This is a genomic window from Rhizobium sp. CB3090 (assembly GCF_029714285.1).
GTDB lineage: Bacteria > Pseudomonadota > Alphaproteobacteria > Rhizobiales > Rhizobiaceae > Rhizobium.
The window spans coordinates 3,183,482-3,201,471 of record NZ_CP121662.1 but is presented as its reverse complement, the minus strand read 5'-3'; the positions used below and the strand labels follow the sequence as shown (position 1 = coordinate 3,201,471).

Here is a 17,990-nt window from a genome sequence, read left to right as displayed (position 1 = left end):
GGCCTTTTTGAGGTGAAGATGGAAGCACGGACGGAGATGGGGGGAAGGGACGCAGATCAAGCTGCCGCTCGCCGCCCACGCGGCCGTCCGAAGACGGCGAGTGACGACGCAAAGCGCGCAGAGATCGTTGCCGAGGCCCGCGCGACATTTCATGAACTCGGCTATGGCGGCACGACCATGGACCTCGTCGCGGCGCGATGCAGGATCTCCAAACAGACGCTTTATCGCTTGTTTTCGAGCAAAACCGAGCTTTTCATGGCGATTATCGCCGAGCATCGCGCCTCGATGTTGGCCTTGCCGCGCGATCCCGAGGAAGATCTGCCGCTCGATGAGGCGCTGGAACAGATTTTCATGATCGATATCGATGAAGCGGCGGAGCGGGAGCGGGAGGCCTTCATTCACTTTGCCGTGAACGAAGCGCAGCAGTTCCCCGAAATGGCGTCACTGTTGCGCACGCACGGCGCCGAACAGTCGCGGCAAATGCTGGCCGATTGGCTCCGCCTGCAGCAAAAGCGCGGTCTGATCGAAATTGACGACGCCATCAGCGGTGCGCGCATGCTGATGAATATGATCTTCGGCGCGATGATCTCGCATCCCGGCAAGCTGAACGACTGGCCCGACCGCGAAACCCGCCTGCGGCACTTACGTCAGTGCATCGCAATCTTCGTGGCGGGTGTGCAGGCGCATCGGAAGCTGCGATAGGGTTTCAGCCTTCCAGGGACCGCTGCGCGCTTTTCCTGGAATTGCTCTAAAAGAGCGATGCCGGCATGGCTCCGAAGAACCATACCGGCATCTTTCTCCGGCCCCCCGCCAGAAATCCGAGAAACTGCGCTTCGAGCAATTCCAGGACAAAGTGCGCAGCGGTTTTCCGTCCGGAATTGCGTAAATAAGATGCAGCGGTTCAACGTTTCCGTGAAGCGCTGAACCGCTCTAATGTGCGACAGCCCTACTCATGTTGTCTACACCCTCTTCGAAAAGCGGCATCTGCAGGCCGTTTGTGTACATTTCCTGCAATACGGCGCCGAGTGCGAGATCGAGGCACCAGACCGGGAATTCGGCGTTCAAGCTCTTGGCGCTCTGGCGCGCATAGGTGATCAACCGTGCGATCGACGCCAGCTCTTTCAGCGACTCTGAATCCTGGCTTGCCATTTCGATGGGAAGTATTGCTGTCATGTCATGCCCCTTATGACCTCAGTTCCTGGTGAACGAGATACTCATCGCCAGGAACATGAGAAGAGCTTAATCCATGTCGTGCGCATTGGCGCGTGACATACAGCGTGACACGATGCGGGATTGCAAACGACTTTTACGGTTCAATTTCAAGGCGATGAAAGGCGAAACGCCATAAACTATTGGCTTGAAACGTCCAATCGCGCGACGGTTGCTGCCGTTCGTTCGGGCAGTCGGCAACCGCGTGAAGCAATTCCAGCGCATCGATGCGTTTTTGGTTGACCGCATTGGCACGCAGGAGACCGTAAATTTCCTGCCGCCGCGTCGGATCCGGCAGATCCGCGGTGTTTGCCAAAGAGCGATAGGTGAGCGATTTGAAGAACATAGCTTCGGCGCGCGCCTGCAGGGCGGCATGTTCGGCTTCACTGATCGCGCCGGCCTCGGCCAGAGCGTGCAAGGTTGTCTGCACGTTGACCAGCGGTTCGCTGAGCGGAAGGTGGCCGAGTTCGGCCGGACCATGGATCTGCGCCACGGCGGAGTCGTCCGCAATCGCACCGGAGGCATAGGCCTCAAAAATGCGGCCGATGCCGATCATGCCGAAAGCCGCGCATTCGGCGGCGCGCAGCGCGCCCATGCTGGCCGCACCATAGACGTGGACGCCTTTCGACAGGGCGAAGAGGATTTCCTTGTGCCAGACCGGTGCGACATTTTCGAAGAAGCCGTCGATCAGACCGATGACATTGGCGCCCTCTTCCATTGCGCCGACGATATCGCCCTGCCTCGCCGGCGGACGGAGAATGATGTCGGGGCCGGCGATATCGGCGGCGTCGGGAAGTGTCGGGCCTACGAACAGGAACTTCATAGCAGCCGCAACGTCTTGGAAATGGCGCGATAGCCGAAGCGACGCTTGCGCTCGCCGGCAGGATTTTCGAGTTGCGGCACGATAAGCTTGGCAACGGCAAAGGGAAGCGATGCTTGGCCGAGCGAAAGTGCGATGGCGGAATTGATGCCGGCCTGGCGCATTCGTTCTAGAGTCAAATGCAACAGCGGCTCGGCGCCGTGCGGCAAGGCTTCCTCTGATCGTGCCGCCGGCTTCGGCTCCGCTTCAAAACAACGGCGGATGCTTTCCGGCAGCTCCCGGGTGAAATCATCGGGTCGGATGTCGTCCCTGGCGCCGCTGATGAAGGTGAGGCGCGATTGCGCCGCCTCCGTCACAGCGCGGATCGCCGCCCGCACCGGTGAGGGATGCGCACCGCTGCCCATGGTGACGTCGAGATAACGGACATGTTTTGCCCGCGCGATTTCGACCGGGCCGAGAAAGGCGGCGAAGGCCGGGATTCCTATATCGCTCGTTACGTCGAATAGTTTGAGCGCCAGATCAGCGACGTCAATCTTACCTATCAGTGCGTCCATCACCGGGTCGGCAAGCGAGGTGGGATCGATGCACGTATCCGCGCGTAGGGCCGGTTCGGAAATATCCCACAGCACCTTGGCGTCACGCTCGATGCGTTCGAGCAAGCCGTGCAGAATGGCCTCGGTCAGGACATTGCCGGAGGCGAGACCGTCGGAGCATTGCCAGAAGCGTGATTTGCGGGGGGTGCGGTCGAGCGTCACGGCCTCGAAGGGAATCCAGGCGTTTCGACCGGCTATGAGATCGTGACCCTCTACCCAGGCGATTTCCTCTCCATCGGCGATATCGGCCTGACCGCGGCCGATGAGAGACGGAAGCGAGTCAGCATGGTGTTCTTTGGCCAGCAGTTCCTGTCGGCTGGTGTAGATGGGCTTGATCGCAGGGGCGCCGGCGACCGTTCGTTCCAGCGCCTCCATGGCGGCAGAGACCTTGGCGTCGATATCCGTGATGCCCTTGCCGTTGTTGATGACGATCGACCTGGCATTCGGACTGACGGCCTGCCAGACAGGCAGGCCGATTTTGTCGAGTCCAGTCAGCCGGCCAAGGCGAGTAACGCCGTGGCTAGCAAGACAGGGTTCTATCCGTCGAAACGTCTCTTCGGCCGCGCAGATGCGGTCAGAATAGGATGGACCGACAGCAACGTCCTGCTGGCCCGAATTGCGCGGCATGAGCGCGGCCGGAGACAACGCTGTGATCACGGTTTGACGTCGGTATCAAACTGGCCTGAAGCAGGCCCCTCGTCGAATTGGATAGTTGCGGCTTGGTCGTCGAATTGGCCACTGGCGGCATGAGCAGAGCTGCCGACCGTAATGGCGAGATTAACGCCCTTGACGATGATTGCGCCAGCATTCCGCAACTGATCGGCGGTACCGAGAGTGGTGCCCGCCGGTGCCTGGAGTGGCGATACTGTGCCTGCGCCGAGATCGGCGAGATAAAGTTGCGGATCGCCGGGAATTCCAATTACTACGAAATTTGCCATGCTCAGTCCCCTCTCTTGTCAAAAGATATTCTCAAAAACCTGCACGTCGCAGTCCTTCCCGATAATGGTCTCTCTGCCATTGTTCGCGGATGGGCACGATGGAGAGCCATGTATCGATCTCGAAATCTGGATAGGTCTCTTTGACCTTGCGCACAAGAGCTCTGGCCTTGCGCGTATCTCCCGCCATCGCGGCAGTGGCGGCTGCAAGTCGCGCCGCTGGAGCAGGATCGGCCATGCGGTCGATGTAGTTCATGGCATCCTCGTATTGCTCCAGATGATAACTGGCGCCGGCTGCTGTCCAGAAATAGAGATCCGGGCTTAGTGGATTGAGCTTGATGGCGCTCTCTATCTTGTTCAAACCTTCGGCCGGTTGTGAAGCATGAACTAGTGTGTTTGCATAGTCGGCAATGACATCGGCGTGGTGCGGGCTGATGGTTTCGGCGAGGTCAAAAGCCTTCAGGCTCTCGTCAAAATCATTCTGATAGAGCTTCGCGGCGGCAAATTCACGGTAGCCGGCCGCAAGGTCCTGGCCGGCGGCGATCGCCTTGCCAGCCTCTTCTTCCACCTGCTTCAACAATTGCGAATCGCCGCGTGCCGTTACCAGCCACTCCATATGATAGGTACGGGCTATTCCGCTCAAGGCTGGCGAGAAATAGGGATTTTCCTTGAGTGCCGCCTGGAAAGCCTTGCGGGCACGGCGGATGTCCGGAAGGCCGAGGTTTTTCAGATATCGCTGGCCGAGCAGATACTGATGGTAGGCTTCCGGATTGCGTTCGAAATAATCCCGTGAGAATTCGTTGCGCTCGATATGGCTGGCGGCCGTCGCGACGATGCGTTGAGCGATTTCGCGGTGCTGGCGCGGCAGTGTATGGGCATCCATACTGAAGCGTTCGGCCCAGACCACCTCGTCATTGCCGACGTAAATCAATTGCGCAAACAGGCCATAGGCATCGCCATCAAAGCTGAGTTTGGTGTCCAGAATGTAGCTGATGCCGTATCTCTCGAGAGTCGCGATCCGGTCGGAGTCGAGCGCGATTTTCTCAGCCGTGTAGGGCGCCACCATTGTTACGGTCTTCAAGACGCAAAGGCCGACCGTGATATCTTCCATCAGCGCGGAAGCAAGGACGACTGCCGCCTGATGGCCTAGCGCTAGGTTCACGGGCGGCAGCAGCGCAAGCTTGGGCGGCCCGCGCGGCGCCGGCGGAACGATTTCCAATTGTGGGCTTGCTTCCTGCCGAAGCTGTGGCGCGACGCTGCGCTGGCGTTCGAACAACCGCCGCGCGACGCTGAGCGTCTGTGGGTCGGGGGCGACGGGCAATTCGCCCCATTTATATTTTCTGCGGCTCTCGAAAATATGACGGGCGCTTTCGAGCTGGGGTTCGCCGGCATAGGTCTCACTTAGCAGCTGGTAGACCGCCTCATCTTCGGGGTGGGCCTCGAACAACCGCAGCGCCGCCTCTTTGATAATCGTCGCGTCCGCATCTTCGCTTATGGCCGCGATGGCATCGCGAAGCGTCGTCAATATCTGTGTCTTGATGCGATCGCGCTGTGCATGCAGCCACATGCGAGCCTGGCCGCCGATGACCTCGGTGCGGGCGAGAAAATCCCAGCGGCCGAGTTGCAGCAATCCGTCCAGCGCGGTGTGGGGATTGGTTTGCGACACCGCGTTCAGCAGTGCGAGATCGGTGGTGAAGGCTTGGACATTGATGCTGACGGTCGCCTGCTCGATCAGCAGCAGTGCTACTCCAAGTTCGTCCTGCCGGTTTTTGACACGCGACAGGGTCTGCCGCAGATTGGCAAGCGCCTTATCCAGGGGAATGTCGCCCCAAAGAAATTCCGCAAGCTCCGCACGGGTCTTTTGCGGCGAGGGGCTCGTCAGCAGAAAGCAGATCGACAGCAGACCCTTTTCGGGAAAAGGCACAATAGAGCCTGTTCCGTCGACGAGACGTAGGTCTCCGAATGTCAGCAGCCTGAAATCCATGCGTCCCCACTGCATTAGCAGCGTCCCGGTATCGCAACCGCGATTCCGGTATCGCTCGCGATCACCAACGCCCTGCGTGATCACAGGTGTCATCTACGATTCATGAATTTCACACTACGATGCCTGCTATCCTATCGCAATCGCTAGAACATCCTGCTTTGAGATGAATTGCCTGAAAGCGGAAGGAATGCCCTTTTTTCAAAAAGCCGGAGCCATCCGTCCGAGTTCGAACGAACGCGCCGCGCTCAATCCTTTTCTGCGATTGCGGATGCCGCGATCGTCGATATGGGGACAATCTATCATTCGATCATGATCCGCGCCTCACCCGTTTTTCATAGGGCGAGGCATGGAGATCAGTTTCTGAGGCCGAAAGGAACTTCGGCCGCAGGCGGCGCATTCATGACCGTGGGCTCGGAGGCGTTGGCCAGCGACTTGATGAGCGTCAGCACGGATTGGCGGACGCCGGGATCATTGATCTTCATGAAGGCCTTGTTGAGGCTGAGGCCTTCCTTGGAGGTCAGAAAATCGGACAGGTCTTCAAGGCCGGTGATCGCGCCCAGCCCTTCTGTCGTCAGCGGTTGCGTATTGTCCTGCTGGAAGAAGAAAGCGACAGGGACGGCTAGAACTCCTGCGATCGCCTGCAGTCGGCTGGCGCCGATGCGGTTGGTGCCTTTTTCGTATTTTTGCACCTGCTGAAAGGTAACGCCGATCTGTTCGGCGAGCCGTTCCTGGCTCATGCCGAGCATAAGCCGGCGCATGCGCACGCGTGAGCCGACATAGGCGTCAATCGGATTTGGTACTTTTGCACTCACTGCGCAGTCTCCTCATTCGAACGGGGGTACCCCGGCGGGCGCCACCTTACAGATGCCCGGGGAAGAGGCAAGGACACGTCCCCAATCTGCCCGTTCAGTGTGTATTAAATATCGATAATTTTCAACCAAAAGTCCTGACGCCAGAGTTTTTTCCTTCAAACGTCAGATAGATAAACGGCAGAAAAGAAGCTTCGCGTCAATTGGACTAAAGACTGAGAACGATCAGTATTTTTACAGAGGACGCATGGGGTTATCCTTGGCAGGCATGCCGGCGGGAGCCGGATCGTGACCGGTTCTGCACTGGACTATATTTCCGCTCGACCTGAGAAAGCTTCAGGATTTGAGAAGACCGCGGAAATCTGGTTGCGCGTTCTTTCGATGGAAAAATTTTTCTCAGGTCTTTTATCCGCGGCTGCAGGAGTTGCCTGCTGTGTTACCCTCAACTAACGCTGCGTTAGTTTTTTTAAGCGTGCGGATAGGTGGAAATTGCGCATCCTGGGGAGGAGTCGAAGGAGCCTAGAAGTAAATTTTTCTCCGCAAAGCTCATTCCTTTTGAAAAGATCTCCGTTATATTTTCTAATTATAAAATCAACGCTCTAGCGTATTTCGTAAAGCGACAGCTCTATTAATGGTTGAGCGACATAACCAAAATTGGTCGGAATCGCGTCTTGACCCTGTTATATTAGATGGTCTTAATGCCCATCGTCCGGTCGTGCCCGCGCCCGGACAGTTGCTGGAGTCTTTAGGCCCGCTGCACCAAGAACAGCGGGTCCTTTTTTCCGCCTTTATTCTTGATTTTTTGCGGGGCCCGCCATGCCAACACAGCAGGGGGGTCAGCGAGCCCCGGCCGTCCAAGCACGGCGGCACGACGATCCAACAGAACTCCGCTGTCGTCCACAAACCCCTGCTTTAATTGCCGATGATGCAACTCGCACAGGCATTGTAAATCACCGGTACTCGCAACATCTGCATTGGGAACCGGAACGCTTTTCCCGCTCAGAAGGTCACTGACGCCCTTTCAGCTCACTGAAAGGTTGTTCGTGCAAGTCTGTTCCGCTTCGGGAGGAAGCATATGCCGAGGTGGCGATCAAGCGCTCGGCATCCAATGAGAGGAGGATATTTAATGCGTTCATCAAGCATGTTCCTTTATTCCGCAGCCCTTTCCCTCGTCATCGCTGCCGGCTCGCTCGGCGTCACGGCGGCTCACGCCGCCGACAAGATTTCCATCATGGTGGGCGGTTATGAAAAGCAGATCTATCTGCCGGCCAAGCTTGCGGAAGCCCTCGGCTACTTCAAGGACGAAGGTCTCGATGTCGAGCTTCTGAACGAGCCGGCGGGCGTCGACGCGGAAAACGAAATGCTTGCCGGCGCTGTCCAGGGCGTCGTCGGTTTCTATGATCACTGCATCGATCTGCAGGGCAAGGGTAAATTCGTCGAATCCGTCGTGCAATTCAGCCAGGCGCCCGGCGAAGTCGAGCTTGTGTCGGCCAAGCATCCTGAGATCAAGTCGCCTGCCGATTTCAAGGGCAAAAGCCTCGGCGTGACCGGTCTCGGCTCGTCGACCAACTTCCTGACGCAATATCTGGCGGTCAAAAGCGGTTTGAAGCTTGGTGAATTCACCTCCGTCCCGGTCGGCGCCGGCCAGACCTTCATCGCAGCCATGCAGCAGGACGCCATTCAGGCCGGCATGACAACCGAGCCGACGGTCTCGCGCCTCCTGAAGACCGGCGAGGCCAAGGTGCTCATCGACATGCGCACGATGGATGGAACAAGGGCCGCTCTAGGCGGAACCTATCCTGCCGCGTCTCTTTATATGCAGGCGTCGTGGGTCAAGGATCATAAGGAGGAAGTGCAGAAGCTTGCGAACGCATTCGTCAAGACGCTGCACTTCATCAACACCCATTCCGCCGCCGAGATCGCCGACAAGATGCCGAAGGACTTCTATGTCGGCGATAAGGAGGGTTACGTGAAGGCGCTTGAAAACGGCAAGGCGATGTTTACCGCTGATGGCGTGATGCCCGAAGATGGGCCGAAGACCGTCCTCGCTGTGCTTTCCGAGTTCTCCAAGAACGTTCAGGGCAAGTCGATCGACCTGTCGAAGACCTATACGACGGAGTTCGTCAAGAACGCCAAGTAAGGCGCTGCATCGCGCCGCCTCCGGCAAATGCCGGCGGCGGTCATCGTCTCGGATTTGCCGTTTCGACCCTGCCCGCAGGCGGCGCCGAGAAAAAAATCGCAATGCCGTCCTGCGAAATTTTCGCTGAAAGCTTACTGAAAGGTTGCCCGCGCTAGGCTCGTGAAGCTTCGTGGAGGAAGCACATGCCATGCGCGAACATGTGACGCAGGCATCCTAACAGGAGGAGACATTCATGCGTTCATCGCGCACGCTTTTTCATTCCGTAGCCCTTTCCCTCGTCATGACCGCCGCATCCCTCGGCGCGACAGCGGCGCATGCCGCCGACAAGATCTCCATCATGGTGGGCGGTTATGAAAAGCAGATCTATCTGCCGGCCAAACTTGCGGAATCCCTCGGCTACTTTAAGGACGAAGGCCTCGACGTCGAGCTTCTGAACGAATCCGCTGGCGTCGACGCCGAAAACCAGCTTCTCGCCGGTGCCGTCCAGGGTGTCGTCGGTTTCTACGATCACTGCGTCGATCTGCAGGCCAAGGGCAAGTTCATCGAATCCGTCGTGCAATTCAGCCAGGCGCCGGGCGAAGTCGAGCTGGTGTCGACCAAGCATCCGGAAATCAAGTCCTTCGCCGATTTGAAGGGCAAGAGCGTCGGCGTTACCGGCCTCGGTTCGTCCACCAACTTCCTGACGCTTTACATGGCGTCCAAGGCAGGCCTGTCGCCGGCTGACGTTACCCCGGTTCCGGTCGGCGCCGGCCAGACCTTCATTGCCGCCATGCAGCAGAACGCCATTCAGGCGGGCATGACCACCGAACCGACGATCTCGCGCCTGCTGAAGACCGGCGAAGCTTCGGTTCTTGTCGATCTCAGAACCGTGAAGGGCACCGAAGCCGCGCTCGGTGGCACCTATCCGGCCGCGTCGCTCTATATGGATGCAGCTTGGGTCGATGCCCATAAGGAAGAAGTGCAGAAGCTTGCCAACGCCTTCGTCAAGACACTGCGTTTCATCAACACCCATTCCGGTGCGGAGATTGCCGAGAAGATGCCGAAGGATTTCTACGTCGGCGACAAGGAGGGCTACATCAAGGCTCTCGATGCCGGCAAGGAAATGTTCACCGCCGATGGCGTGATGCCGGAAGATGGTCCGAAGACCGTTCTTGCGGTACTCTCGCAGTTCTCCAAGAACGTCAAAGGCAAGACGATCGACCTGTCGAAGACCTACACGACGGAATTCGTCAAGAACGTCAAGTAAGCAGTCATAATGCCGCTTCTGGCCGGTTCCGGAAGCGGCAGCTCAAGAGACTTTGCAGTTCACTGGGCTTTGCGTGCACGCCCCGAAGGCACGCGTCAGGATCAGCACCATGCAACAGGATGAACGCCGCACGCCGGCGATCGAGCTCATCAATGTCAGCCGCCGTTTCGTATCCCCGACCGGCAAATCGCTGACGGCACTGCGCGATTTCAACATGACCGTCGAGCGCGGTGAATTCGTCGCCGTCGTCGGCCCGACCGGGTGCGGCAAGTCGACGACGCTCAATCTCGTCACCGGGCTGGCGAAGCCCAGCGCCGGCGAAGTTCGCCTGATGGGCGGCCCTGTCAACGGCATCGACCCACGCGTCGGCTTCGCTTTCCAGACGGATGCGCTCTTCCCCTGGAAGAACGTCATCGACAATGTCATGTCCGGCCCGCTGTTTCGCGGCAAATCGAAGGCGGAAGCCGAAAAGAGTGCAAAGGACTGGCTTGCCCGCGTTGGGCTTTCGAAGTTTCTGCATCACTATCCGCATCAGCTCTCGGGCGGCATGCGCAAGCGCGTTTCGCTGGCGCAGACCTTCATCAACGAGCCGGAAATCCTGCTGATGGATGAGCCCTTCTCCGCGCTCGACGTGCAGACCCGCACGGTGATGCATGAAGAGCTCCTGAAGCTATGGGCCGAACGCCAGGCTTCGGTCGTCTTCGTCACGCACGACCTTGAAGAGGCCGTGGCGCTCGCCGACAAGGTCTACGTGCTGACGGCTGGCCCGGCGACGGTGAAGTCGGTCTATACGATCGAGCTGCCGCGCCCGCGCGTCGTCTCAGAGATCCGCTACGAGCAGAACTTCATCGATTATTGCAAGACGATCTGGGACGATCTTCGCGAAGAGGTCGAAACCAGCTATCGCCGTGCTGCGGAAGCGGCATAAGGGAGGATTGATCATGGCAAACACAGCTCTCGAAGCAGGCAACGCCCCGATCTTCCGCGCCGGCACCTCGGACGCGGAAATCGAAGCCGCAGCGCTGAAAGCGCTCACCCGCCGCAAGTACATCGTCGTCGCCTGGCAGATCGGCATTCTGCTCGCCATCCTTGGCCTTTGGCAAGTCGCCTCCGATCTGCACTGGATCGATCCGTTCTTCTATTCGAGCCCCTATGGCATTGCGCTGCGTCTGTGGGATTGGATCAGCGAGGGCACCGAGAGCGGCTCGCTCTGGTATCATCTCGGCGTCACCATGGAAGAAGCGTTGATCGGCTTCGTCATCGGCTCGGTCACCGGCGTTCTCGTCGGCGTCGCACTTGGCCGCAACAAGCTGGCTTCCGATATTCTGTCGATTTACATTAAGGCGATCAACTCGATCCCGCGCGTCGTTCTCGCGCCGATCTTCGTGATGATCATGGGCCTTGGCCTGCCGTCCAAGGTGGCGCTCGCTTTCATCATGGTGTTCTTCGTTGTCTTCGCCAACGCTTTCCAGGGCGTACGTGAAGCCGACCGCAACATGATCGCCAATGCCCGCATTCTCGGCGCCTCGAATTGGCAGGTTACCCGCAACGTCATCCTGCCGTCGGCGATGAGCTGGATTTTTGCAAGCCTGCACATCTCCTTCTCGTTCGCTATCATCGGCGCGATCGTCGGCGAATTCGTCGGCTCGCTTGCCGGTATCGGCTACCTGATCTCGATCGCCAAGGGCACCTATGACGCTGCCGGTCTCTATGCAGCGATCATCCTGGTGATGGTGGTGACGCTCGGCGCCGAATATGTGATGACGCTCGTCGAAAACCGCATCACCAGATGGCGTCCGCAGCAGCATATGGACGTGCAATAAGCCGTCCAGGCATTCAGTTTCCTCCCAAGGCCGGGCACCCCCACCCGGCCTCTTTTTTTGCCGTCATCCCGGCGTCGGCAATCAGCATCATCCGGCTCTAGAATCAAAGAAGTAGAGCATGATGTCGTCCGAAAACCGCTCACACTTTTCGGCATCATGCTCTAAGCCATCATTCCAAAACCCTGAACCGGCCTTCATCACGCGGACCCTTGAATGCGACATCTTCCGCTACGATTGAACGAGGATCACCAAGGTCTCCGGCAATACTCCGTCGTACTCCATCGCATCCGCCGCTGACTTGGACTTCATAAATTCCGCCAAGCGATCCATGTCGGGAACGTCCATGACTAGGCCGACCCGGTTCGACGCTTGCGGATCGACAAAGGTGCGAATGTTTGCGCACCCGAGGGGTTCGAAAACCTCTTTACGGCGTGGTGAAGCAAGCCAGTGTTTGACGTCTTTGACGTCGTGATAGGCCAATATGGTAGGCATAGCATCCTCCTCTCAAGGCGAAATGGAACACTACGCCTCGATTGATCACATTGATATTACCCCGATGGGCGGAGTGCATTGTCGCGCGCAAATGGCAGAAATGTTGATGTTCTCGTCTGCTTCCGGCTCAAAGTGGCACCTGCGCCGCCACTCTCGGCGGATCAACATCGAGCGATAGGCCTTCTTGAGACAAGTGATATAGTTCAATTTCGGTCGTTTCACCTTAGACGATACGAGAAAGGAATTATTCCATGGGAGACCAAAAGCGCCCGCTGCAACCTGGAGAAACCGCGCCCGCGTTCACACTAGCCACGGCCAACTTCGACGGAACGGTCTCTTTCGCCGACTTGATCGGTCGCTCGTTCTTGATCGGCTTCTTTCGCGGGCTGCACTGCCCGTTCTGCCGGCGTCAGGTAGAGCAGCTCGCCGGCATACAGCCCACGCTGCGCGCCGCCGGGGTGGAGACCGTGGCCGTTATCAACACGCCGGTGGAACGCGCTCGCCTGTATTTCCGCCACCGTCCGACACCAGTAATGCTACTATGCGATCCGGACTGCCGCACGCATCGGGCCTACGGTGTGCCATATGCTGAGTTCCTGCCCGATGGGAGCAGCGAGCAGCCCGAATGGCCTTATAGCGCGACGATGGCGCAGTTCCAGGCGGCACGCATCAACCCCACGGGCGAGTTGCCGGAACCGCTACACCCGATGGAAGCCAACACGGTACTCAACGCCAAGGACTGCTTCGAGCTTGATGAAGCCGATAATGCGATCTTCGCCACGCACGCTACCCAGCTCGTCGGGCACTTCCTAGTCGATGCGAACGGCACAATCCGCTGGGTACAAATTGAGTCGCTGGACGGACCGAACAGCCTCTCCATTTTCCCGACCGCAGCGGAGATCATCGCCGCCGCGAGCGACCTTGGACGCTGACCTGCAGCGACCCGCCTGCCCGCGTTATTGCACGATGTCGAATGAGGGCAACGAGACGCATTGATCGGGCGATGACCGCTCTCGGCGCAAAGCTGTCGTCCATATGCGGCGGAACCGCCGGGCGGTGGCTGCTATCCAATCGCACAATTTCCTCCGGACGAGAATCGGCTTATGGTCTCATTCCGGCAAAGCCCATGCCTCCCCCCTCCATTCGGGAAAGTATCGTTCATGCGGGGCTGATCGATCATCGAACCGACTGTTCGAGCGCCAGGCATAAGGAGGGGTTGCAATCGTTGCTCGCGATAGGAGGTTTTGCAGATGAGGCTTTCTGGCCCAATTTATCGCTTGAAGCGTAAAGCCCGGCTCATGTCGCGCGAGGAGAATATTCCCTTGCACGAAGCACTTGACCGAATCGCTGCCGAGGAAGGTTTCCGCGGCTGGAGCTTGCTCGCTGCTCGTGCGGAGGCGACCAACCCCGCGGGAGCGATGTTCGCAGAATTGGACCCTGGCGATCTGGTGCTTTTGGGCGCCCGTCGGGGTTACGGCAAAACATTGATGAGTCTCAGGCTGGCGGTCGAGGCGATGAAATCCGGCAATCGGGGCGCCTTCTTCACGCTGGAGGATACCGAAAGGGTCGTTCTCGATCGCTTCCGGATGATCGGTGCGGAGTTCGAACCTTTCAAAGGCTTGTTCGAATTCGACAGTTCCGACGCGATCAGCGCCGACTATATCATCGAGAGGCTGGGGTCTGCGGCCAAGGGAACGCTGGTGGTCATCGATTATCTGCAGATACTCGACCAGAACCGGCAAAAACCGGAATTGATGGTGCAGGTTCGCGCGTTGAGGTCTTTCGCGCGCGAGAGAGGCCTGATCATCGTCTTCATCTCGCAGATCGACCGGTCCTATGATGCGTCGATGAAAGCCTATCCGGATCTGGCAGATGTCCGGCTGCCTAATCCGTTGGATCTGGCATTGTTCGACAAGACATTTTTCCTGAACAAGGGTGAAGTCCAGCTTCCGGCAGCAGGGTAGCAGCCCCAACTGATCCCGGTTGCCGGCGGTCGGAAAGCGATCAAACCGCCGGCAGCCTTACCGTCACCAGGAGGCCGCCGCCGGTCGCATCGCCGAGCGTGACAGTACCGCCGGCGCCGTCGACGACTTCGCGGACGATGGCGAGCCCGAGGCCGCTACCCTCCGGCTCGGTGCCGATGATGCGATAGAAGCGCTCGAACACCTGGCCGCGCTCGGCCTCGGGGATACCCGGACCATTGTCCTCCACCCAGAGCACGGCTTCACTGCCGTCGCGTCGGACGCCGACCGTCACCCTGCCATTCGCGAGGGTATAACGCAGGGCGTTGTCGACGAGATTGACCAGCATCTCGCGCAGCATGGTGCCGTCGCCTTCGACCTGGACCGACGCGCAATCGGCCTCCAGTCCAAGGTCTATATTCCGCCTCAGGGCTTCCTCCGCCAGGGTCTCCAGGACTTGCCGGGCGGTGGCGACGAGATCGATCGTGTCATTGCGTGGCCGGCGGCTGCCGGGTTCGGCCCGCGACAGGGTGAGAAGCTGGCTTGCCAGTCGCGTCACCTGCCTCGTACTCGAGCGCAGGGCCGTCAGCGCCTCGTCGCGCCTGGCATTATCGTCCTCGCGCGCCGCCACGCTCGCCTGCGTCGAGATCAGCGCGAGCGGCGTGCGCAACTGGTGGGCGGCGTTGGAGACGAAGCGGCGCTGCGCCGCCATCTGGTTCTGCACTCGCTCCATGTGATCGTTGAGGGCATGAACCAGGGGACGAAGCTCGCTCTGCACCATGTCCGCTTCCAGCGGATCCAGCCGCTGACGGCCGCGTTCGCGCACCGCATCGCGTAGCCGCAGCACCGGCGCGAGACCGCGCTGCAGCCCGATAATGGTCACCATGCCGGCGAGCAGCACTAGCACGAGCTGTTTGGTGAAATCCGAGAGCCACAGCCTGCGGCGCATGGCGTACTGGCTCTTGTGGGTGACGGCGACGGTGACGGAGATCGTACTGTCTTCGCCGAGGCCTACGATCGGATGATTCAGCATCATCAGCCGAACCTGATCGGTGCGAAATGCCGTGTCTTCGCCGACCTGCTGTTTCTTCGGCTGCGGCAGATCGGGATAGCCGGAGACGAGGTTCCCCCAGGCGGTCACCACCTGGTAGAAGACACGATCGCCATAACCCGTATCGAACATCTCCAGCGCGGCGGGTGGGATATCGACCTGCACAGTGCCGTTTGCATCGACATGCACGGCCTCGGCGATAACGCGGGCCGAAGCAAGCAGCGTGTGGTCGGTGACGAGGTCCGCGGTGGCATTCGCCGAGCGGAAACTGAGATAGAGATTGATGCAGATCGCCCCGATCAGCGTCAGTACCACCCAGGCAAAGAGTTGCGCCCGCAGGCTGGAGGTCAGCCCTGCGACGGCGCGGCGCAGACGTCCTTTGCGTGGGCGGCTTTCGTCATTGCGCATGGCGAAGGAGGTAACCCAGGCCGCGCAGCGTCGCGATCTGCACGGCGCTGCCTTCGAGTTTCTTGCGGACACGGTGCACGTAGATTTCGATGGCGCTGGTGTCGGCGAGATCGTCGAAGCCGAAGACGCTTTCGGATAGCGCGGCCTTGGTGACCGTCGTGCCGACCTTCATGACGAGATGTTCGAGCACGGCATGTTCGCGCGGCGTGAGCGCCAGGGTTTCGCCGCCGAGAAAGAACTGCCGCGTGCCGCCGTCAAAGAGCAGGTCGCCCACGGCGATTTCGGGTGCGGCGCGGTCATGGCCGCGGCGGACGACCGCGCGGATGCGGGCTTCCAGCTCGGCGATTTCGAAGGGTTTGGCGAGATAGTCGTCGGCGCCGCTGTCGAGCCCGGCAACGCGGCCGTCGAGGCTGGCATTGGCCGTCAGGATGATGACCGGCACCTTGTTGCCGCCCTGGCGTAACCGCTTCAGCAGCGTCAATCCGTCGATTTTCGGAAGTGACAGATCAAGGATGACGACCGAATAGCCCGCCACTTTCAACATATGTTCGGCATCCTCGCCATCGTAGGCGATGTCGACGGCATATTGTGCCTGACGCAGCGCCTTGCCGAGCCAGGACGCCAGTTCGCGGTTGTCTTCGACGATCAGGAGCCTCATGGAGCAACTATACAGCAAGTGCCGGATATTGCGAGCGTTTCCGGGAAAGCTTTCGGCCTGTTTCAGCGCCTTCCCAGTCTCAATCCCATCTCTCTCACCTCGCGCAAATACACCTTTCGCGCATAGGGCGGCGTCAAATTATGGTCGGCGTCGGGGATGATGGTGAGGCGGATGTCGGGGAAATTCTTCAGGCCGGCTGCGTCCTCCCCGAAGTGTTCGCGAAAATGATCCAGACCGATGTCATAGGCGCTATAGATCAGAGAAATATCGACCTGGCGTTTGGTCAGCGTGCGGAAGCCGTTGATGACGGTTTCGTGCTCTCCGGCGAAGAAGGGAAGAACACCGAGCAGGGGACGACCGAGACGGACGGCACGGCGCGCCAATGCCACGACGATGTTGCGCGCCGCACTTTTTGCGTCGATCTGGCCGCTATAGAGCCGCTTCAACGTCTCGAATTGCAGTAATTTCTGGCCGTAGGTCTCGAGCGAACGCGGAACGAAACGCAGGGCTTCGTCCACTGGCTGGGTTTCGTCCCAGAAGAAAGCGTAGGGATTGACCGCGATCAGGCCGCTGCACCTGCTATCGTGGATAGTGCTTTGAAAAGCGAGATAGCCACCGCTGCAGCGGCCGACGGCAAAGGCGGGCAGCAGCTTCCGGGTCTCCAGAAAGTCCAGTGCGGCGCGGACGTCCTGCTGCTGGTCGCGGGAATAGAGCACCTGCTCCTGCGCGTCTGGAAGCGGCGGGCTGTCGGCGACGTTGGCGGTATCGAAACGCAACGAGGGGATGCCGTCCCGGGCGAGTGCCCGGGCCATGGTCACCGACATTCGGCCCCAGCCCGCATGGCGGTCATAGGCTGTCGTCAAGAGCAATGCCGTCGCACCCGTGCGGACGCCTGCGGGTTCGCAGAGAGTGCCGAAGAGGCGATCACCCTCGCCGAAACGCAGCGGCGTCTCGCGAAAACCGTCGCCCTCAAGCGCTTCGGCGCGGGGCGTGCGGAGAATTCTGCGCGATGCCGTCGCGGATTCCGTCGCGATCGACCGCGCCCAATCCAGAATTTTCCGGCCGGCTTCGAGCGGCATGGTGGCGATGGTCGGGTTCGACACCAGCTCGTCATAACCCTCATAGGCAGCGCGTTCGACACGCGGGCCGAGGGTTTCGAGATGGGCAGCAAAATCGGCATCGCCGGGGCGGCCGGGTCGCGTCAGGACGAGGCAATCCGGCACGCCGACATGGGCAAGCGTCATCAGGTTGAGTTTCTTGACCGCGGCGGCGACTGTATCAGGCATCTGCAAGCTGGCGATGGTGACGCCCTCGGTCCGGCGCTGCGCTTCGGTGAGCCCCATGCCCTCGTCGATCATCTTCGACCACACGGTCAATTCGCGCAGATAGGCGCGGCCGGAAATGGTCGGGGCCAGCAGGGCGATGCCGTCGACGGCGGTGAGCTGCCCGGCAATATCCAGGGCGACCACGCTTCCGAGCCCTTGGCTCACCAGAATCAGCCGCTCACAGCCGGAAAGCGATCGGAGCATGGCGGCAGCATCGCGCGCCGTATCTTCCCAGAGCGCCAACCCTTCGCCTGGATCGTCAACGTCGAGCGCGTCGCCCGTGCCGGCATAGTCGAAGCGGAGGCTGGCGATGCCTGTCTTGGCAAGGTCTTCGGCGAGGATGCGCCAGAATTTGCGGGTGCACATCTCCTCGAAGCCCCAGGGGCTGAGGAACAATACGGCCGTCTGGCTCGTCGGCGCGACAGCGGGCGTAAACAGGCCGACAGTTCCGGAGAAGGTCACAGGCATGGCGGCTGCGGTGATCTCCTTAAGCGGGCCCTGGTATTCGGCGGCTCCCAACGCAGCCATGGCATTCT

General features: G+C 59.7%; 17 protein-coding genes and 1 pseudogene. 8 read left to right on the top strand and 10 right to left on the bottom strand.

Features of this window, described 5'->3' with window-relative positions:
• Positions 1 to 18: 18 nt before the first annotated feature.
• Positions 19 to 702, top strand: a complete 684-nt coding sequence (locus QA646_RS15455; RefSeq protein WP_283056296.1) for a TetR/AcrR family transcriptional regulator — start codon at positions 19 to 21, stop codon at positions 700 to 702.
• Positions 703 to 930: 228 nt separating this feature from the next.
• On the opposite strand, the gene QA646_RS15450 is transcribed toward QA646_RS15455, so the two are convergent.
• The 6 genes and pseudogenes from QA646_RS15450 to QA646_RS15425 all read right to left on the bottom strand — a co-directional run bounded on the left by QA646_RS15450 (position 931) and on the right by QA646_RS15425 (position 6,353).
• Positions 931 to 1,173, bottom strand: a complete 243-nt coding sequence (locus tag QA646_RS15450) for a hypothetical protein (protein ID WP_283056295.1) — start codon at positions 1,171 to 1,173, stop codon at positions 931 to 933.
• A gap of 133 nt (positions 1,174 to 1,306) precedes the next feature.
• A complete protein-coding gene (locus QA646_RS15445; protein ID WP_283056294.1) occupies positions 1,307 to 2,032 on the bottom strand; it encodes a TfuA-like protein in 726 nt (241 codons plus the stop codon).
• The gene (locus QA646_RS15440; RefSeq protein WP_283056293.1) at positions 2,029 to 3,249 is read right to left on the bottom strand and encodes a YcaO-like family protein; all 1,221 of its coding nucleotides are present in this window, start codon (positions 3,247 to 3,249) and stop codon (positions 2,029 to 2,031) included. The genes QA646_RS15445 and QA646_RS15440 overlap by 4 nt, the downstream gene beginning before the upstream one ends.
• 107 nt (positions 3,250 to 3,356) lie before the next feature.
• A pseudogene (locus tag QA646_RS15435) lies at positions 3,357 to 3,560 on the bottom strand (hypothetical protein); the annotation flags it as partial.
• A gap of 31 nt (positions 3,561 to 3,591) precedes the next feature.
• Complete coding sequence (locus tag QA646_RS15430) at positions 3,592 to 5,634, bottom strand: DNA-binding protein (protein WP_283056291.1); 2,043 nt, start codon at positions 5,632 to 5,634, stop codon at positions 3,592 to 3,594.
• Positions 5,635 to 5,894: 260 nt separating this feature from the next.
• Positions 5,895 to 6,353, bottom strand: a complete 459-nt coding sequence (locus QA646_RS15425) for a helix-turn-helix transcriptional regulator (RefSeq protein WP_283056290.1) — start codon at positions 6,351 to 6,353, stop codon at positions 5,895 to 5,897.
• A gap of 285 nt (positions 6,354 to 6,638) precedes the next feature.
• Here QA646_RS15425 and QA646_RS15420 point away from each other — a divergent pair, with 285 nt between their 5' ends.
• The 5 genes from QA646_RS15420 to QA646_RS15400 all read left to right on the top strand — a co-directional run bounded on the left by QA646_RS15420 (position 6,639) and on the right by QA646_RS15400 (position 11,559).
• A complete protein-coding gene (locus tag QA646_RS15420) occupies positions 6,639 to 6,800 on the top strand; it encodes a hypothetical protein (protein ID WP_283056289.1) in 162 nt (53 codons plus the stop codon).
• Positions 6,801 to 7,476: 676 nt separating this feature from the next.
• Positions 7,477 to 8,490 carry an ABC transporter substrate-binding protein gene (locus tag QA646_RS15415; protein WP_283056288.1) on the top strand — a complete coding sequence of 338 codons (1,014 nt, stop codon included), beginning with the start codon at positions 7,477 to 7,479 and terminating at the stop codon, positions 8,488 to 8,490.
• A gap of 232 nt (positions 8,491 to 8,722) precedes the next feature.
• Positions 8,723 to 9,736, top strand: a complete 1,014-nt coding sequence (locus QA646_RS15410) for an ABC transporter substrate-binding protein (RefSeq protein WP_283056287.1) — start codon at positions 8,723 to 8,725, stop codon at positions 9,734 to 9,736.
• 109 nt (positions 9,737 to 9,845) lie between these two features.
• Entirely contained in the window at positions 9,846 to 10,664 is an 819-nt protein-coding gene (locus tag QA646_RS15405; protein ID WP_283056286.1) for an ABC transporter ATP-binding protein, read from the top strand.
• Positions 10,665 to 10,677: 13 nt separating this feature from the next.
• Positions 10,678 to 11,559 (top strand): ABC transporter permease, encoded by an 882-nt coding sequence (locus tag QA646_RS15400; RefSeq protein ID WP_283056285.1) that lies wholly within the window; start codon positions 10,678 to 10,680, stop codon positions 11,557 to 11,559.
• Between the two features lie 228 nt (positions 11,560 to 11,787).
• On the opposite strand, the gene QA646_RS15395 is transcribed toward QA646_RS15400, so the two are convergent.
• Positions 11,788 to 12,051 (bottom strand): hypothetical protein, encoded by a 264-nt coding sequence (locus QA646_RS15395; RefSeq protein WP_283056284.1) that lies wholly within the window; start codon positions 12,049 to 12,051, stop codon positions 11,788 to 11,790.
• Positions 12,052 to 12,302: 251 nt separating this feature from the next.
• Between QA646_RS15395 and QA646_RS15390 the strand changes: the two genes are divergently transcribed.
• A complete protein-coding gene (locus QA646_RS15390) occupies positions 12,303 to 12,983 on the top strand; it encodes a redoxin domain-containing protein (RefSeq protein ID WP_283056283.1) in 681 nt (226 codons plus the stop codon).
• A 318-nt stretch (positions 12,984 to 13,301) separates the two neighbouring features.
• A complete protein-coding gene (locus QA646_RS15385; RefSeq protein ID WP_283056282.1) occupies positions 13,302 to 14,015 on the top strand; it encodes a DNA helicase in 714 nt (237 codons plus the stop codon).
• A 40-nt stretch (positions 14,016 to 14,055) separates the two neighbouring features.
• On the opposite strand, the gene QA646_RS15380 is transcribed toward QA646_RS15385, so the two are convergent.
• From QA646_RS15380 to QA646_RS15370, 3 genes are all read right to left on the bottom strand, one after another.
• Entirely contained in the window at positions 14,056 to 15,471 is a 1,416-nt protein-coding gene (locus tag QA646_RS15380; protein WP_283056281.1) for a sensor histidine kinase, read from the bottom strand.
• Positions 15,461 to 16,129 carry a response regulator gene (locus QA646_RS15375; protein WP_283056280.1) on the bottom strand — a complete coding sequence of 223 codons (669 nt, stop codon included), beginning with the start codon at positions 16,127 to 16,129 and terminating at the stop codon, positions 15,461 to 15,463. Before QA646_RS15375 ends, QA646_RS15380 begins: the two co-directional genes overlap by 11 nt.
• Before the next feature lie 62 nt (positions 16,130 to 16,191).
• Positions 16,192 to 17,982, bottom strand: coding sequence for an alpha/beta hydrolase (locus tag QA646_RS15370; RefSeq protein WP_283056279.1), 1,791 nt, complete (start codon positions 17,980 to 17,982; stop codon positions 16,192 to 16,194).
• Positions 17,983 to 17,990: the final 8 nt, after the last annotated feature.

Excerpts from the sequence above, each read along its gene's own strand:
- QA646_RS15370 (WP_283056279.1), bottom strand. The coding sequence starts at position 17,982 with ATGGCTGCGTTGGGAGCCGCCGAATACCAGGGCCCGCTTAAGGAGATC.
- QA646_RS15375 (WP_283056280.1), bottom strand. The coding sequence starts at position 16,129 with ATGAGGCTCCTGATCGTCGAAGACAACCGCGAACTGGCGTCCTGGCTC.
- QA646_RS15395 (WP_283056284.1), bottom strand. The coding sequence starts at position 12,051 with ATGCCTACCATATTGGCCTATCACGACGTCAAAGACGTCAAACACTGG.
- QA646_RS15410 (WP_283056287.1), top strand. The coding sequence starts at position 8,723 with ATGCGTTCATCGCGCACGCTTTTTCATTCCGTAGCCCTTTCCCTCGTC.
- QA646_RS15455 (WP_283056296.1), top strand. The coding sequence starts at position 19 with ATGGAAGCACGGACGGAGATGGGGGGAAGGGACGCAGATCAAGCTGCC.
- QA646_RS15430 (WP_283056291.1), bottom strand. The coding sequence starts at position 5,634 with ATGACACCTGTGATCACGCAGGGCGTTGGTGATCGCGAGCGATACCGG.
- QA646_RS15450 (WP_283056295.1), bottom strand. The coding sequence starts at position 1,173 with ATGACAGCAATACTTCCCATCGAAATGGCAAGCCAGGATTCAGAGTCG.
- QA646_RS15380 (WP_283056281.1), bottom strand. The coding sequence starts at position 15,471 with ATGCGCAATGACGAAAGCCGCCCACGCAAAGGACGTCTGCGCCGCGCC.
- QA646_RS15415 (WP_283056288.1), top strand. The coding sequence starts at position 7,477 with ATGCGTTCATCAAGCATGTTCCTTTATTCCGCAGCCCTTTCCCTCGTC.
- QA646_RS15385 (WP_283056282.1), top strand. The coding sequence starts at position 13,302 with ATGAGGCTTTCTGGCCCAATTTATCGCTTGAAGCGTAAAGCCCGGCTC.
- QA646_RS15440 (WP_283056293.1), bottom strand. The coding sequence starts at position 3,249 with ATGCCGCGCAATTCGGGCCAGCAGGACGTTGCTGTCGGTCCATCCTAT.
- QA646_RS15405 (WP_283056286.1), top strand. The coding sequence starts at position 9,846 with ATGCAACAGGATGAACGCCGCACGCCGGCGATCGAGCTCATCAATGTC.
- QA646_RS15400 (WP_283056285.1), top strand. The coding sequence starts at position 10,678 with ATGGCAAACACAGCTCTCGAAGCAGGCAACGCCCCGATCTTCCGCGCC.
- QA646_RS15445 (WP_283056294.1), bottom strand. The coding sequence starts at position 2,032 with ATGAAGTTCCTGTTCGTAGGCCCGACACTTCCCGACGCCGCCGATATC.
- QA646_RS15390 (WP_283056283.1), top strand. The coding sequence starts at position 12,303 with ATGGGAGACCAAAAGCGCCCGCTGCAACCTGGAGAAACCGCGCCCGCG.